We start from the raw sequence: 547 nt of genomic DNA on the forward strand, positions 1-547 counted from the left end.
GCTTGGGCGGGGCCTGGCAGGACTCAAGCGGCGATGAGTACGGTGCCGAGGGCGAAGGTTCCGCCGGCTCCATGCTCTCCGATGCCGCTCGTTCGGTTGCTTCCGTGGCAGGCGGTGCGACTGAGGCTGTGGCAGACGTTGCGAGCGGCGCCAAAGAAAGATTGACAAGCACGGCCGGGCAGGTCGGCTCGGCCGCCACCGATATCACGGGGCGGGTGCGTCAGTCGGCGCAGGACCTGTTCCAGCGCGAACCTCTGGCAATGGCCGCGGTGGGCCTTGCCGTGGGCACAGCCATCGGCGTAATGCTGCCTCACACCGCCGCTGAAGACGCGCAACTCGGCCCCTACCGCGACAAGCTTCGTGACAGTGCCGAGGAAGTCTTTGAAGAAGGCGTGGAGCAAGCCAAGCAGGTCGCCGCCGAAGCATATGAGACTGTAAAGGAAGAGGCTGACCGACAGGGTTCCAGCGGCGACGCCGAGACGTTGGTCGACCGCGTCGAGAAAGTCGTGAAAAAGACGGCAAGCAAAACCGAGGAAGCCATTCGCGA

General features: G+C 64.5%; 1 pseudogene. It reads left to right on the forward strand.

Going from position 1 to position 547, the window contains the following annotated elements:
• Nucleotides 1-547: pseudogene (locus NKH23_RS34500) on the forward strand (hypothetical protein); the annotation flags it as partial.

The organism is Mesorhizobium sp. M1328 (assembly GCF_040318075.1).
Lineage (GTDB): Bacteria > Pseudomonadota > Alphaproteobacteria > Rhizobiales > Rhizobiaceae > Mesorhizobium.